General features: G+C 44.2%; 14 protein-coding genes and 3 pseudogenes. 11 read left to right on the top strand and 6 right to left on the bottom strand.

Features of this window, described 5'->3' with window-relative positions:
• Position 1: 1 nt before the first annotated feature.
• The 3 genes and pseudogenes from B9P82_RS22660 to B9P82_RS22640 all read right to left on the bottom strand — a co-directional run bounded on the left by B9P82_RS22660 (position 2) and on the right by B9P82_RS22640 (position 4123).
• Positions 2-622 (bottom strand): inovirus Gp2 family protein, encoded by a 621-nt coding sequence (locus tag B9P82_RS22660; protein WP_101700981.1) that lies wholly within the window; start codon positions 620-622, stop codon positions 2-4.
• 461 nt (positions 623-1083) lie between these two features.
• A complete protein-coding gene (locus B9P82_RS22650) occupies positions 1084-1848 on the bottom strand; it encodes a hypothetical protein (protein ID WP_016246899.1) in 765 nt (254 codons plus the stop codon).
• 880 nt (positions 1849-2728) lie between these two features.
• Positions 2729-4123: pseudogene (locus B9P82_RS22640) on the bottom strand (tyrosine-type recombinase/integrase).
• 319 nt (positions 4124-4442) lie between these two features.
• On the opposite strand from B9P82_RS22640, the gene B9P82_RS22630 reads away from it, so the two are divergent.
• Together B9P82_RS22630 and B9P82_RS22625 are read left to right on the top strand one after the other, a co-directional pair.
• On the top strand, positions 4443-5612 hold the full coding sequence (locus tag B9P82_RS22630; RefSeq protein WP_101700980.1) for a tyrosine-type recombinase/integrase: 1170 nt from the start codon (positions 4443-4445) through the stop codon (positions 5610-5612).
• A 2-nt stretch (positions 5613-5614) separates the two neighbouring features.
• Complete coding sequence (locus B9P82_RS22625; protein ID WP_101700979.1) at positions 5615-8362, top strand: SIR2 family protein; 2748 nt, start codon at positions 5615-5617, stop codon at positions 8360-8362.
• A gap of 247 nt (positions 8363-8609) precedes the next feature.
• On the opposite strand, the gene B9P82_RS22620 is transcribed toward B9P82_RS22625, so the two are convergent.
• The 3 genes and pseudogenes from B9P82_RS22620 to B9P82_RS29485 form a co-directional block, all read right to left on the bottom strand.
• The gene (locus tag B9P82_RS22620) at positions 8610-9185 is read right to left on the bottom strand and encodes a phage polarity suppression protein (protein ID WP_101700978.1); all 576 of its coding nucleotides are present in this window, start codon (positions 9183-9185) and stop codon (positions 8610-8612) included.
• A 16-nt stretch (positions 9186-9201) separates the two neighbouring features.
• A complete protein-coding gene (locus tag B9P82_RS22615; RefSeq protein ID WP_000984214.1) occupies positions 9202-9444 on the bottom strand; it encodes an ogr/Delta-like zinc finger family protein in 243 nt (80 codons plus the stop codon).
• A 476-nt stretch (positions 9445-9920) separates the two neighbouring features.
• A pseudogene (locus B9P82_RS29485) lies at positions 9921-10395 on the bottom strand (capsid protein); the annotation flags it as partial.
• A 552-nt stretch (positions 10396-10947) separates the two neighbouring features.
• On the opposite strand from B9P82_RS29485, the gene B9P82_RS22600 reads away from it, so the two are divergent.
• From B9P82_RS22600 to B9P82_RS22565, 9 genes and pseudogenes are all read left to right on the top strand, one after another.
• Positions 10948-11214, top strand: a complete 267-nt coding sequence (locus B9P82_RS22600; RefSeq protein WP_016242327.1) for a helix-turn-helix transcriptional regulator — start codon at positions 10948-10950, stop codon at positions 11212-11214.
• Positions 11215-11218: 4 nt separating this feature from the next.
• Positions 11219-11416: pseudogene (locus B9P82_RS22595) on the top strand (helix-turn-helix transcriptional regulator); the annotation flags it as partial.
• The gene (locus B9P82_RS22590; protein ID WP_101700976.1) at positions 11413-11967 is read left to right on the top strand and encodes a host cell division inhibitor Icd-like protein; all 555 of its coding nucleotides are present in this window, start codon (positions 11413-11415) and stop codon (positions 11965-11967) included. The pseudogene B9P82_RS22595 and the gene B9P82_RS22590, both read left to right, overlap by 4 nt.
• Positions 11960-12259, top strand: a complete 300-nt coding sequence (locus tag B9P82_RS22585) for a derepression protein (RefSeq protein ID WP_101700975.1) — start codon at positions 11960-11962, stop codon at positions 12257-12259. Before B9P82_RS22590 ends, B9P82_RS22585 begins: the two co-directional genes overlap by 8 nt.
• Positions 12252-12701, top strand: coding sequence for a hypothetical protein (locus B9P82_RS22580; RefSeq protein ID WP_101700974.1), 450 nt, complete (start codon positions 12252-12254; stop codon positions 12699-12701). Before B9P82_RS22585 ends, B9P82_RS22580 begins: the two co-directional genes overlap by 8 nt.
• A gap of 243 nt (positions 12702-12944) precedes the next feature.
• Positions 12945-13205 (top strand): hypothetical protein, encoded by a 261-nt coding sequence (locus B9P82_RS22575; protein WP_371412088.1) that lies wholly within the window; start codon positions 12945-12947, stop codon positions 13203-13205.
• A complete protein-coding gene (locus tag B9P82_RS22570) occupies positions 13202-13522 on the top strand; it encodes a DUF5375 domain-containing protein (protein ID WP_000743156.1) in 321 nt (106 codons plus the stop codon). The genes B9P82_RS22575 and B9P82_RS22570 overlap by 4 nt, the downstream gene beginning before the upstream one ends.
• 11 nt (positions 13523-13533) lie before the next feature.
• Entirely contained in the window at positions 13534-13692 is a 159-nt protein-coding gene (locus tag B9P82_RS28555) for a DUF5375 family protein (protein ID WP_168188464.1), read from the top strand.
• A gap of 11 nt (positions 13693-13703) precedes the next feature.
• Positions 13704-14071, top strand: a 368-nt coding sequence (locus B9P82_RS22565; protein ID WP_305764029.1) for a primase-helicase zinc-binding domain-containing protein, incomplete at its 3' end; no start/stop codon positions are given.

Genomic DNA, 14071 nt, shown 5'->3' with positions numbered 1-14071 from the left:
ATTACCCGCGACTGCAGCCGAAGCTACGGTCGCCATCTCCATAAGCTTTTGTATCGAGTTTAGCTAGGTAGTCGAGACGATTCAGTAATTTATTGTATTCTCCTTCAAAGTTAAAATCATTGACGTCTAATATATAACGACAATTTTCAGGGTAGTGAACCAATCCCGGATAATCATCCAGTTCCAATCCCAGTGCGCTATACCATGCTCTTACAATCATCATTCGTAAATTGCTTTCAGTCTCATAATCACCCAAATGGTAATAAGCATCTTTATTAAAAAAAAGAACAAGATGAAAGTGGCATTTTCCCTCTTCGGAAAACTCACGTACCCAAACGTGACGAACACGGTTTGGATAAATTCGTTTACCGTTAGCTGCTCTGGCTTTCTCATTGGCCTCCAGCATTGCATTTAACGCATTACGGAAACGGGATATAGCACCAGGCTCTAGATTAGGAAAACAGCAAACAGTGTCACCTCTGTCTAAAATGGGTGGATAATGAACATCAACACGTAACGCCATCGTTCTAGGGAATTCACTGATAGCATCATTGACGACTCGTTCAATATGTTTTTTATAGGCGAGCACATGCTCACCATGGGAACCATGATATAATTCCATGCTTCGATCCTGTAGTTAGCCCTACGGCTTATGATAGCCGTATACAGTAAAATGATCAGACATAGCTGAATGTCTGTGGTTAGTTATATTAATTAACTATTAATAGTAATGACTGTTATATAATACCTTTCCAACAATAAAACTTGTTATCAACCCATTACCCATGCAGTAAAATACTTAAAAAGCAACTCTGCAATTATAATCACCCAAAGATGCCGTTATCCCAGTGTCTTTTTACCGTGGAAATACTTATTCCTAAGATCTTTGCCACCTTGGATTGAGAGTAATGCTTAGCCTTCTCACTCTGAATTAAATGGTAATATTTACTTCCTTCAGGCCTTCCTAGAATTTTCTTTGATTTTGCTTTGTTAGTAGGCATCTTTTACCCTCATCAAGCTATTAGGTACTAACTCCATACTGTCGAGATGTATGCAACTAAGTGGTTATGCTTAACATTGGTATCAGAAAGTATGGTTTACTTCACCGTTAAAGGGGTTAATAATGATGGCATCTCCTCCTTTCATCGCCTTTTGAGGTGTATCGCCTTCGGCAATCACCGGGACCATTACCGCTAGATCATTTGTGTAATAAATTGGTATCCAGCAATAGCATGATTGTTTATGGTGGATTTTATTTCTTTTCAATACCTCTTCAATTCCAAATGTAATAAGTTCAAAGATTGGCATAATCACAATGCTGCTCAAATCAAAAAAACAACCATCGTAAACTGTTTCCTTTATCAGTATGATATTTGACAACCCTCCTGCAATTAGATGTTTGTGGTTCACGCGCCGATCTGTGTAAATAAAAATTGCTTTTTTTACATTGAAGCTTTTTATAATGTATGTGAGCTTTTCATGAATTAATTTTTTTTCACTCTTCCCCATCTTATCATGAGATATTTTGTGTGCATAAAAATTCTGGTCGATAACCTCGTTCCGGTGTCGAATGTGAGTGTTCCAGACGGAATGAAAAAACTCTTCGTAAGTTAATTTTGGCTCCCCCCGTGCTATTGACGGGGCCTTCTCTTCAAAAATACAGCCTAATGTTGACTCCAAAGTTTGAGCTATATGATATTGCGATGTTATTTTATTCAATGCTGGGACTGTGGCGTTTAATAAAAATGATATCACCTCTGACCTGGAGTATCCTTTTGCATTGCTATAGTCGTCAATTGCATCAATAGTAGAACTATTGTTTACGCTGAAAGTGATGCGTTTTTTCATATGTGACCTTGAATTTTGTTAATGTGAGATGTGATAAATAGTATTAATCTCCCCCCATTGTTAATGGAAGGTTTGTATTAACTAACCCGGCTATTCTTTAGAATAGCCGGGGGAGGCCTCTATTAGTTACTATATACTGAGAAGGTTAATAGGTATCTATCAATGTCTTTACGTGACCAATAATGTCGGTTTTTAATTTTCTTCGGTCGCGGTAAACCATTAGGCAGTTTGTCTTTGCAAAGCCAAGCTCGAATAGTTTGTACTTCATAGCCAATAATATTAGCTAACTCGCGGGTAGAAATTAGTTGTGACTGAGAGGGTTTTTGATGTTTGATATCGCTCATTTCATCACCCCAACATTTGATATGTGGGCAAATAAGACGATCATTGTTTTTAACAGAGATGAAAGAATGAAATGAAAAGGGGTGAATATGGGGTCTCTATCGGGATCGGGGTCGCTACTACTACCATCCGATGAAGATGATGATGAGTTTTTTGATGACGTTGTTGAACTTCGGCGTGAGCGGGAAGTATTCCCCTTTGGTGGAAAAGGGCATGTTATAGTATTGACTACATTCCTAATAGCAACTAAAAGTTTTGAAACACGGTGCCAAAGAGGTAGTATTCGGTCAGTACTACTATTATTAAAACGCTGAATTGTTGTTTCCCAAAAATTAGAACTTTTGTTTTTAGTCGGATGTAAACCCCATCTCGCTCTGATTTCCGCACTTCGGTCTTCTCTTGATACAGTTATTGGGTTAGTCACTGTAGTTAATCTCCTGCTTAGTGAGTGAATGTAGTTAGCAGTAATAAAAGATAACTGAAAAAAAATTTCTGTCAACACATGTGATTTTATGTAAGTTGTTGATATTTGATAAAATCAACGCTTATCAACGTTGTTTTTTATTTTTGCTTCTTCTAAGATCCATAATTCAACTTTTTCATGCCATTTTCTTAGCAAATCTAATGGACGGCGGCGATAGTGCTTTTCAGCAAGAGCGCTAGGCTTATGGCCCATAATCTGCGCAACAATACCTGTTGGTACTTCGACCCATTCAGCGAGGGTCCCAAAACTACGGCGCAATCCGTGCAAGCTGATATGTGGTAACTCCGCGCGAGTTAATGCTCTATTATGTGCTGAACGCGGTTCAATAATTTTGCCACTTTTGCTGTTACTTCTGAAAACCCAATTCTCCTCGTTTGTACCACGATTGGGGATCTCCATCAGTGAGCGTAACAAGTCAGAAACATAGGGAGTGAGGGGGATAATTCGCTCGCCTTCGATCTTGTCTTTAATTCTCATGCTTGACCATTTGAAATCTATGTCAGACCAGCGAAGTGAGGAAATTTCTTCACGCCGTGCACCGGTGAGCAAAAGCACTTGGAGATAGGCTGATGCAATGGGATTATTGAGGCTACGCACGGCACTGAACCAGCTTTTGAGCTGTTCTTTTTGTAAGCAATCTCCCGCTTTGCTCGCTGATATTGGAACCATTTTTCTCACGTTATGATCTTGTGCAAGATCGCCATGGATTATTCCCTGATATTTTTTCTGGTAATTAGCCCATTTGATGAATGCACGCAACAGACGGTAGGCATGAGCAGTGACGGTAGGCCGATTTTGTCTCTCTGTACTTAGCCATTCGGCAATGTTCTCTGGTGTTAGTTCTGATAATGGTCGGTCGAGCAGGCTAGCCAGTGGCCCAGGTGAGGTTGGGCCCCGGCCTCTTTTTTTACTTTCGCCTCCACGACTGGACAAGTTAACGTGATCGGCAATGTAGCGTGCAGAGTAGGGGCGTTTAGTTTTTGCGCTGATTCCGGTTCTCAATTCATCAAGATAATCTTCCCAAGCGCTTGAAAAGGTTGCCTTCGTTTTACGAGATTCAGCCTGCTGTGATTCCGCTTCAGCAATTTTTTCCGCCTTAGCTATACGCGGATCTATCCCAGTATCGATTAATGTTTGCAGTCGCCTGGCTTCGGCCCTCGCATCATCAATCCTCCAATCGTTAATGTTGCCAATGGTCATGCGAAGGGTTTTTCCCGCATACAGGCTTTGGAATACAAAGGCTTTTGCTCCACGAGTTGCTCGACATGCCAAGCTTGTTACGTCCGTATCCCAAAGGAAAACTTGGTTTTTCCCTTCAGGTAAAGTAAATCTTCGAATTCGTTCGAAGGTTAGTTTTTGTCTTGAAAGCGCCATTTTTAGGGTTCCTGTTGGGGATTACGGTTTACAGTAATGTAACGGCTGGTGTAAGTAAATTGAAAGGATAAACATCAACACTCATCAATTTACATCAACAGGTTTTTTGTTTTAATATTATGATTTAAAATGATAAATTTGTGATTTCTGATGGTTGTTCAAGCAGTTAAAATATAAAAACTTCGCATTCGTAATGCGAAGGTCGTAGGTTCGACTCCTATTATCGGCACCATCTCAACTTCCTTAAGCGTCCATATTAGTCCATAAACAATCTGATTTATAACGGTTTTTCTTCTTTTTAGTCCATAGTAGTCCGTAATCATCCAGTAGAATCCGGTACTGAATGTGTATAGGATTGTGTATATGTTCCTGTTCGGTCTGGATTCCTATACACATGCCTTTAAACGATATGCAGATTCGTCGCGCTAAACCTGAAACTAAAGCCTATACACTTGGCGATGGGCAAGGGCTTTCATTGCTTATAGAACCTAATGGAAGCAAGAGTTGGCGGTTCCGCTATCGTTTTGCCGGTAAACCCAAAATGATCTCGCTGGGTGTGTACCCGACGATCACACTTGCCGATGCGCGTTCTCGTCGCGACGATGCCCGAAAACTGGTAGCCGAAGGAAAGAATCCGAGTGAGGTTCGAAAAGAGCAGAAGATTGCTCTGCAAACCGAGTCTGAAAGCGCGTTCGAAAAGATAGCGACAGAGTGGCATCAAATGAAGTCTGCCAAATGGTCGGAAGGATATGCTTCTGACATCATGGAAGCGTTTCAGAACGATATTTTTCCTTACGTGGGTACGAGACCTGTAGGCGAAATCAAACCGCTAGAACTGCTTAATGTGCTGCGTAAAATCGAAAAGCGCGGTGCATTAGAAAAAATGCGCAAAGTTCGGCAGCGATGCTCAGAAGTTTTCCGCTATGCCATTGCTACAGGAAGGGCTGAATTTAATCCTGCAGCAGATCTCTCCAGTGCTCTTGAAGTACATCAATCCAATCATTTCCCGTTCCTAAAAGCTGATGAAATACCTGATTTCCTGCGTGCTTTAGACAGTTACACAGGGAGTAAGCTGGTTCAGATAGCCACGAAATTACTGATGATTACGGGCGTGAGAACCATTGAATTACGTGCGGCATTATGGCAAGAATTTGATCTGGATAACGCTATTTGGGAAATTCCTGCTGAAAGGATGAAAATGCGTAGGGCGCACCTTGTGCCATTGTCGACTCAAGCGTTAGATTTACTTAATGAACTCAAGATAATGACAGGGAACTATCGTTATGTTTTTCCGGGGCGGAACGATCCGAATAAGCCTATGAGCGAAGCGAGCATAAACCAAGTCATCAAACGTATCGGTTATAGCGGGAGAGTGACGGGGCATGGATTTAGGCACACCTTGTCTACAATATTGCATGAAGAATGTTACGATTCTGCATGGATAGAGATGCAATTAGCTCATGTAGATAGAAATAATATACGTGGTACTTATAATCATGCTCAATATTTAGAAAAAAGAATAAGCATGATGCAATGGTATTCAAATAAATTACTTGGTGAATAATTATGAATGTTGACATTAAACATTTTGAACACATTATTAAGGCTGCAGATGACAACTCACTAGCAATTTTTGTCGGAGCTGGGGTCTCTAAATCAGCGGAAAATGATACAACCAAATTACCTACATGGTCAGATTTGATCGAAGAGTTAAAAATAGATCTTGGTATAACCTATGAATTAGATTACCTGAAAGTGGCTCAATTATATTTTTTAGAATTTGGGCCTCATACCTACTATAAGAAAATCAAAAAGTATTTTCCTGACAATCTTGTTCCATCTAAAATACATGAATTAATTTTTGGGATAAATCCGCATTGTGTAATTACTACAAATTGGGATTGTCTGCTTGAAACCTCCGTGTTAGAAAATGCATATATTTATGACTTGGTTTGTAGTGATCAGGATCTAATGAAATCAAGCCTTGATAAAAAACTTATTAAAATGCATGGTGATTTCAAGAATCATAATATAGTTTTCAAAGAAGATGATTACATCAATTATGAATTTAATTTCCCATTGTTGTCGAATTATATAAAGAGCATATTATCAACTCACACAATAATTTTTATTGGCTATTCTTATAGTGATATTGATATTAAGCAAATAATAAAATGGGCTCAAAATCATACATCGATACGCCCTCCAATGTATTTGTTGGTGTATGAAAATGATGTTGTGCAAAGTCGGTACTTAGCAAGTCATGGTGTGCAGACTCTCATAGCAGGACATTACAATGGTGGAGGGTATTCTGATTATCGAACTAACAAATTATATGGTTTCCTTAAGTCAATTAAAGATAAAAAAGTTAGTAGTAGTGTTGATAAAAGTGTAATTAATATTGTTTTTGCAAAATTAGCAGAGCTTGGAACATTAAATGCAATATTAGCCGATCAGATTACTAGTTGTTTAGGTGAATGTTATATAGTTTATCGTGAGGTTGAACATCGTCAGGTTGCATTATTAAAGTTCTATAGGAATGAAGTAACCCAGTTACAAAATGCAGAGCTCAGAGAAATTTATGCTAAATTTAAAAGAATTATAAAGGCTAGCGATGATACAGGAGAGCATAAGAACTTACTTGGACCAATATTTGATATATTACAAAAAGCAGATATTGCTGGTGTAATCTGCGATGATGAAGACAAAGAAGCTGTTTTGACTCGTGATATGGCAACAATTCCTGTGAGAAAAAAAGCAATTGAAGTTTTTAGGTTTGACTATAATAATAAATTCGATTTTAGTAAAAAAAACAAATCAATTATGAATTTAAGTTTCGATAAAACAGATCCTTATCTATTTTATCAGCAATGTGATTTTGAAATGGCTTATCATGCGGTTGATATTATAATTAAGCATGAGTTGAAACATAAAAACTATGCCTCATTACTTATATCACTTTTAAACCATAATATGATTTTACATATTTTAAAAAATAGTTTTTTTCACAGTCGTGATAATTTCAGCGATTCAGAATCTTATGATATCAATGAGAGGTTTGATAACTTTCCAAAAAATGCGAAGAGATCACTATCTACTTTATTAGATATTGTTACTGTTGATTATATGTTTAAGTTTATTCATTCTGTAGATAAGATACTAACAAAAAATAAAGATAGAGAAGATAAAAAAACTTTTGTTTACTTGGATGCTGAAGAGTATAAAACTGATTTTGTTCATAAAAATATACTTTACTTTATAAAAGAAAATGGTTGTCTTGTTGATAACTATTCTGAGTTTAAATATGCTATTAATAAGATATTTGAGATAAAGGCCACAAAGCAAAAATCACAGGTAAATAATGATTCGATATTGTTTTCATTAGAGGAGCTATACTCTGCAATTAAGTATTTAGAAACTAATAGCCTTAAGGAAAAATTCAAATATAAAAAGAGAAATAAATATCTGAAGTTAGAATTAGATAGTGAAAGTGCAGAATGGTTGTTGAATCATGCTTTCAAGGAGTTGAGCCAGTTTTATAGAGAGAAAAAAGAAGTAGGTAATTATCACTTAGAGTCATTTAAAAACGCACTTTATCTTTTAGCCTTTTCTGATGAACGTCATAATGACAAAACATTGATTTATAGAGAGTTAATTGGCTTGGTTAGTGGTGATTACAATCAACTCGATTTTATTGATTGCATTACAGAATATGTGACAATCTGTTTTAATAATAAGAGGGAGATGGATTTAGAGTTTATTAGAGGTGTGATGAATGGTTTGATTGAAAATTATTCATTGTCAACGATTAAACAGAGAAGCTACTACAACCATATATTGAGTTCTGCACGTAATATTTTCATCATTGCTAATGAGTTAGGTTTATCATTTGATAATCATGCCTTATTGAAACAATTGTTATCGTCGGTAAATGATTGTGAATCTATGGAGAAAATTAGAACTGTAGAAACCATCATTCACGAACTTTTTATTGTTGGGGATGATCTGACTAAGAAAATGATAAAGGAGTTTATTGCTTCACTTGATATAGACCAATTTGGACACGATAAGAAAATCAAGTTTAAACTTTTTTTATTGGCTGCTAATATAATTGAAAAAGATGATCATATAGCTAATGATACTCTCACTATGATTAAAAACTTATCCAAGAATAAATTTAGCTCGGAATTATACTCAGTGAGAAATACACTGGAGTTTTTAGTTAATAATAAAGAAATGCAGGAGTTTTCTGAATCTTATGAGGAAATAAAAAAAGTAATCTTACTTTTAGAAAATAAATATCTAAGTCATTAAAGTGACTTACATGTTTTTTTATCATCAATAATTTCAGCAATTATAAGATGAGTGATAGCGCGCAATGCTCTCCCCGCCACGCCTGCCCGCTTCGTGGGGCACTTTTAATGCAGGTGCATGAAGGGACTCAGGCCGCGCCAGTGCTGGTGCGGTGCGGGGTGGAAAATTCAGGTTTTTGCATGCAAAGCCATGCAGCGTAGGCATGCATGGCTATTTTTATTAAAAAGACGGGTATTTTCGGGGCGTTTTATGCGGATTTTTTGCGGGTCTGCGCGGCCTGTCGGCGAATGAAAATCTGACTCTGTTCAGGCGTATATTTTGCCCGGTTGTCGTCTCTCGATGCTCTGTCAGGCCGGAAACCGATGGTTGTCAGAATGTCGCGATCTTCCTCTGCGTAATCAATATTTCCTCCGCGGGTTACATAAACGGACAGCGCTTCGCGAATACTGGCGGCCGCCCGGTCGAGAGCACGTTCTCTGACGATGTCAGGTTGTTCGCTGAGGTGCAGTAATTCCGGTGCCAGTGCGGCGGCCAGCGCGTCGCCGCTTACCTGCATAAAGGCGTGGAGCTGACGCCGGATACTGATACGCTGCACGGCCTCATGTGACCGGATGTACTGCCCGGCCGACTGATTGACCGCCCATTTTTTCAGGTCAATATCATCCCGCAGCGCCTGTGCGGCCTCCGGTTCATAACGGGTGCAGGTCAGCTCCAGCTCTTTCAGTGCCATTTCAGCCCGCGCCAGTGCTGACTTGCTGCTCATCCAGTCCGATTTATTCTTCTGACAGGTTTCAAAGGCCTGTTCCAGTAGTGCTCGTGCCATTCTCTTTTCTCCTGAATCAGTGGCGCAGCGATGACCGGGCGCAGTCCAGAATTCGGGGCGGTGTTTCTGGTACTGTCTGTGGTGGTTCGGGCTTTTCTTCTGCCGGTGGCCGTATCACCTCGTCGATAGACTCGGTGGTGCGAAAGGTTGCGGAGCAAAAGACATTCACGCACTGGAGGTAGCTCTGTTTGACGTTATCCGACAGGTAGCGGCTGGTACGGACATGGGCAGCCTGTTTGCAGTACGGGCAGCGCATCATGGCTTAACCCCCCGCGATTTTTTCTTCTGTGCCAGCTCTTTAGCCCGCGCCATTCTGAGAACAGGGCTTTTAAAGAGCTTCATGTCCACGCCGGTGAGTGCCGGACGGTGAAGCCCAATTTTTGAAATTACCGGCTCATGCGCCATGTTGAATGTGTAGTACCTGCTTTGCGCCAGTACATTCTCACCCAGCTCCTGAATGAGAACGTTGTGAGGGTGTTCTTCTCCCTTAATCTCGAGTTCACACAGACGTAACGCGAAAGCGCGTATCAGCGCCGGGGGAATCGCCTTCATCACCGCCGCCCACTCATTCCGGGCATGGACAGAAAGCGCCTCTGAATGGGCGCTGATGTATTCTTTTCCTGATGTACAGGCGTCCAGCATGGTACTGGCTTTATCATCGTTGAGTTCATCAATCAGGGCGGTGAATTCCTCCGCCAGCTCCCGACCGGCCACNCTCATTCCGGGCATGGACAGAAAGCGCCTCTGAATGGGCGCTGATGTATTCTTTTCCTGATGTACAGGCGTCCAGCATGGTACTGGCTTTATCATCGTTGAGTTCATCAATCAGGGCGGTGAATTCCTCCGCCAGCTCCCGACCGGCCACTCGCTGACTGTGCTCGGCTTTAAGTTCCGGGGTCATCATGCCGCGCAGTTCGCGAAAACGGGTACGCCAGTTCTGTTCCGCTTCGGCACTTTCATTCAGGGCGTTCTGACGCTCTTTCTCGCTGCGGGTAATGGCGGCATCAATATCATTCAGTTTCAGCATGTTTTCCGTGTGCGCGGATTTGGCCTTGCTGAATGCCTCAAGCGCATTATTTATCGTGGCCTCTGCGTTCTGGTTTGCTTTCTCGTTAAGGGTATCCAGTGCGCTGTCAATGGCCGTGCGGATGTTCTCATCCTGCGTGCTGCCGATGGTTTTCATTACTGCGGTAAACAAATCTGGTTTCATCGTCGGGTTCTCTCTGTGTTTTCAACCTGACGCCATTCTGCCGTCCCTCAGACAACAACTCGATTCATTGCCGTTGTAGCAGACATGGCACAAACAGGACTTAAAAACCCGGCTGGCCAGAGAAAGGTCGCAGGTAACCCCCTCTCTCTGTTTGTTTTTTTACTAATAACTATTCACTACTGTTCACTCAGTATAAAAATATAAGTAAAACAATAAATTAAAGAGTGAACAGTTGAGAGGGAAGTGTTCACCGACTGTTCACTACTGTTCACGCTATAGAAATTGAGCATTGCCTTATAACTATGTTAATTCCTGTTAATTTCTTAATAACCATAGATGTAACTAATCAAATATAAATTCTGATTTCCATCTAAAGCCATTTAAAGTCATTTAAAGCGATTTGAAGTTTTGCTGCTCAAAATTCAGACAGCTTGTGCCGTGCCTCATACAAAATTCGCTTGTTGCATCAGACCAAAATATTCACAAAATAGAGCGCTACCTGATACCGGACAGACACGTCCGGATCTCTGCGGATATTAACGAGGTAGCGTTATGCACACAGTTTCATCAGTACCATCGTCCCCCACCACCGCGCACCTGATGCCGGTTTCAGCCCCGGCTCAGGAACGTTTTTTACGTCTCCCGGAAGTCATTCATCAGTGCGGCCTGTCCCGCTCCACGCTCTACGATTTAATTGCCCGCAATGCTTTCCCGGCGCAGGTTTCCCTCGGGGGTAAAAATGTCGCCTGGCTGCAGTCTGAAATCACGGCGTGGATGGCAGAACGTGTCGCGCACCGCAACCGGAAATACGACGCATGAATCAGAGCCNCGTTTTTTACGTCTCCCGGAAGTCATTCATCAGTGCGGCCTGTCCCGCTCCACGCTCTACGATTTAATTGCCCGCAATGCTTTCCCGGCGCAGGTTTCCCTCGGGGGTAAAAATGTCGCCTGGCTGCAGTCTGAAATCACGGCGTGGATGGCAGAACGTGTCGCGCACCGCAACCGGAAATACGACGCATGAATCAGAGCCATTCTCACAAAGCCCCTTTTTCTGGCTTGCATCCGTTGTGTGTTTCCTGGTACAGTTTTGTCGCTGTCGCAAAATCGACAGCCGGGATTTGCAGCCCGTGTAATTCACAGGCGACACGACACGCGCCTTGCGTGTTTTTTTACGTCGTAGCTCAGGCACACCCTTATTTTGGGCTGTGGTGTTTACACCGTGGCTCCAGTCAGATAATGGTGGTCCGGGCGGGGCAGCCTTCGGGCTGGCCGGTATTCTGTGAAGCCGGTACTGCAAACCCTGTTCGGGTCACCACCAATGAGATTTGCAGCTCCGGTGGTGGCGATAACCGCTATTCACAGGAGGTTGCCCCTATGGCTACGACCCTCACCCCGTCACACCCGCAGTTTGTCTTTGTGTTTGCCGCCGTCCGTCGCGCAGACCGTAAACCCCGTATCTGTATGCTCCGCACCGTTGCCGGTGACGAGCTGGCCGCCCGCCGCACCCTTGTCCGGGAATATGTGCTTTCCCTTGCCGCCCGTCTGCCGGTTGTGGAGGTGTCACATGCATAATAAAAACACTCCTCAGACCGTCTCAGCGCGTCGTGATGACCTTAACCCCATGCAGGAACACCTCAGCATTGAGGCGTACCATAAACTCAATCGCGCCAGCGCCGTCTCGCAGTTCGTGGGCGGTGATTTGCTGCGCCGTGAGCTGAACGGTTTACACCAGCTATACCTGCCGCAGATTTTTAGTTATATCCATGAGGACGTCAGCTACGTCCTGGAAGAACTGAAAGCCAAAGGCCTGTGCCGTGACTTTCTCACCACGACGTCGGGAAACGGAGGGGAGCACCATGTTTGATTTCCCTCAGCCGGGCGAAACATATCGCTGTACAGGATTTCCTGATGTGGTGGTGTCGGGCGTGCTGGCCGACGGTATTCCGTGGGATATGCCGTACCGCTGCCCGGGGCTGGTCTGGAACCCGTACCGGCGCACCTACACCATCCTCATTCGTATTATTGCCGGAGGCCGTATGGCAGAAATTCCGCTCAGTCGTTTTTTGCGGGACTTTACCTGTGAGCATCCCGATGTATTTAAGCGCAACCCTGAAAACCGCCACGCCGTATTACGCGAAATAGCGGCCGACCCGGCATTACAGCAATACCGGGCGCGGAATATCGATAACTATCCTGATGATATTCCCCCGGTTAAACGTCCGGCGCCGGTGGCGCATAAATGGCGGAATAATTTCAGGCCGGAAACGGAAATAAAACCGGATAACAGCTACCGCCATTATCTGTAACTAAAAACGACACCCAAAAATAAAATGTGCGTATCTGCGCAGGGATACGCACGTCCTCAGGAGACGAAATAATGCCTGTTAACAGTACGGAACGGCCGCAGAATATAAACCAGCCCACCATCAGCCGGGCAGACCTTGAATGTCTCGAACATCTTCGCAATGTCGGCCAGCTNTAAAAACGACACCCAAAAATAAAATGTGCGTATCTGCGCAGGGATACGCACGTCCTCAGGAGACGAAATAATGCCTGTTAACAGTACGGAACGGCCGCAGAATATAAACCAGCCCACCATCAGCCGGGCAGACCTTGAATGTCTCGAACATCTTCGCAATGTCGGCCAGCTCGTCGGCGACCTGATGCAGGTGCAGGACTGTACCTCTTTGCGCCACAATCCGGCGCAGCAGCTACAGCTCACCTCAGTGATTTACCTCATGACTGCCCGGCTCGACGGCGTGGTCGACCGCTGTAATCAGCAGTGGCTGACCGGGGAGGGCAGTGTATGAAAAAGCCATTAACGCCCGTCTTACGCGCCGCGCTCTATCGCCGGGCGGTCGCCTGTGCCTGGCTGACCCTGTGCGAACGTCAGCACCGCTACCCGCAGCTCACGCTCAGCACGCTGGAAAGCGCCATTGCGACCGAGCTGGAGGGTTTCTACCTGCGCCAGCACGGCGAGGAAAAAGGCCGCCAGATTGCCTGTGCCCTGCTCGAAGATTTAATGGAAGCCGGACCACTCAAGGCCGCCCCGTCGCTGTCCTTTCTCGGGCTGGCTGTGATGGATGAACTCTGCGCCCGTCATATCACCGCACCGGCACTGCACTGAGGGAAAGCACCATGAAAATGAACGTAACGGACACCGTAAAACAGGCGTGCGGCCACTGGCCGCGCATTCTCCCGGCGCTGGGGGTNGCCGCCCCGTCGCTGTCCTTTCTCGGGCTGGCTGTGATGGATGAACTCTGCGCCCGTCATATCACCGCACCGGCACTGCACTGAGGGAAAGCACCATGAAAATGAACGTAACGGACACCGTAAAACAGGCGTGCGGCCACTGGCCGCGCATTCTCCCGGCGCTGGGGGTAACGGTCATCAAAAACCGCCATCAGGCCTGTCCGGTGTGTGGCGGCTCCGACCGCTTTCGCTTTGACGATAAAGAGGAGCGCGGGACGTGGTTCTGTAACCAGTGCGGCGCGGGGGACGGCCTGAAACTGGTTGAGAAAGTGTTCGGCGTGACCCCGTCAGAGGCGGCCGGGAAGGTGAACGCCGTGACCGGCAACCTGCCGCCGGTCTCCCCGGCGGTGACTGCGGCCGCAGACGCTGAAACTGAGGCCGACCGCAAAGCGGCCGCCGCGCTGGCCGCCAGACTGATGGAGAA

Source organism: Citrobacter sp. L55, assembly GCF_002850715.1.
In the GTDB taxonomy this organism is placed as follows: Bacteria; Pseudomonadota; Gammaproteobacteria; order Enterobacterales; family Enterobacteriaceae; genus Citrobacter; species Citrobacter braakii.
This window is presented reverse-complemented; position numbering and strand designations above follow the sequence as displayed.

What these genes read in the sequence shown, in the direction of transcription:
- B9P82_RS22660 (WP_101700981.1), bottom strand. Translation starts at nt 622, where the DNA reads ATGGAATTATATCATGGTTCCCATGGTGAGCATGTGCTCGCCTATAAA.
- B9P82_RS22650 (WP_016246899.1), bottom strand. Translation starts at nt 1,848, where the DNA reads ATGAAAAAACGCATCACTTTCAGCGTAAACAATAGTTCTACTATTGAT.
- B9P82_RS22630 (WP_101700980.1), top strand. Translation starts at nt 4,443, where the DNA reads ATGCCTTTAAACGATATGCAGATTCGTCGCGCTAAACCTGAAACTAAA.
- B9P82_RS22625 (WP_101700979.1), top strand. Translation starts at nt 5,615, where the DNA reads ATGAATGTTGACATTAAACATTTTGAACACATTATTAAGGCTGCAGAT.
- B9P82_RS22620 (WP_101700978.1), bottom strand. Translation starts at nt 9,185, where the DNA reads ATGGCACGAGCACTACTGGAACAGGCCTTTGAAACCTGTCAGAAGAAT.
- B9P82_RS22615 (WP_000984214.1), bottom strand. Translation starts at nt 9,444, where the DNA reads ATGATGCGCTGCCCGTACTGCAAACAGGCTGCCCATGTCCGTACCAGC.
- B9P82_RS22600 (WP_016242327.1), top strand. Translation starts at nt 10,948, where the DNA reads ATGCACACAGTTTCATCAGTACCATCGTCCCCCACCACCGCGCACCTG.
- B9P82_RS22590 (WP_101700976.1), top strand. Translation starts at nt 11,413, where the DNA reads ATGAATCAGAGCCATTCTCACAAAGCCCCTTTTTCTGGCTTGCATCCG.
- B9P82_RS22585 (WP_101700975.1), top strand. Translation starts at nt 11,960, where the DNA reads ATGCATAATAAAAACACTCCTCAGACCGTCTCAGCGCGTCGTGATGAC.
- B9P82_RS22580 (WP_101700974.1), top strand. Translation starts at nt 12,252, where the DNA reads ATGTTTGATTTCCCTCAGCCGGGCGAAACATATCGCTGTACAGGATTT.
- B9P82_RS22575 (WP_371412088.1), top strand. Translation starts at nt 12,945, where the DNA reads ATGCCTGTTAACAGTACGGAACGGCCGCAGAATATAAACCAGCCCACC.
- B9P82_RS22570 (WP_000743156.1), top strand. Translation starts at nt 13,202, where the DNA reads ATGAAAAAGCCATTAACGCCCGTCTTACGCGCCGCGCTCTATCGCCGG.